Here is a 540-nt window from a genome sequence, read left to right as displayed (position 1 = left end):
GACCGGAGCCGGATCGCAGTGGATTCTATCGGGTTCCGCATTGAGAATGGGCAACAGTGGGACGGGCACACTCAATATCGAGAATGGCGCGCGCGTTACCGCCCAAAACGGCTTGACGATCGGAGCCAATCCCGGCGCCTCAGGCACGCTCAATGTCAGCGGCGGCGGTACGCTGGAGACCAGCTTCCTGCGAAGGGGAACTGGCGCGGCGCAGGCCAATTTCGACAATGGCCTTTTGAAAGCGACGGCCAGCAACGCAACCTTCATCAGTGGATTTTCCGGTACGTACCTCAACATCCTCGCGGGCGGAATGACGATCGACACCGGCACCTTCACGGTTGGCACCGATGCGGCATCGGGCTTCTCAGGGGGCGGCGGATTGACCAAGACAGGCGCCAGTACTTTCAACCTCGCCGCAAGCAGCACTTATGCCGGCCAGACGGTGATCCAGGCCGGTACGCTTGCGCTGACCGGCGCGGGCGCCATCAGCAATTCGAGCCGCGTCGTGGCCAATTCGACGTTCGATGTCACGGGTATCAC

Annotated in this window: 1 protein-coding gene; it reads left to right on the top strand. The window is 61.9% G+C overall.

All coding sequences use genetic code 11. The features are described from left to right. Window positions 1–46: 46 nt before the first annotated feature. Window positions 47–540: autotransporter-associated beta strand repeat-containing protein (locus AC1DU6_RS35510; protein ID WP_477863301.1), on the top strand; the 494-nt coding region annotated here is incomplete at its 3' end.

The organism is Roseateles sp. P5_B10 (genome assembly GCF_056400485.1).
Note: the sequence above shows the minus strand (reverse complement) of the source record. Positions and strands in the feature narration are given on the sequence as shown.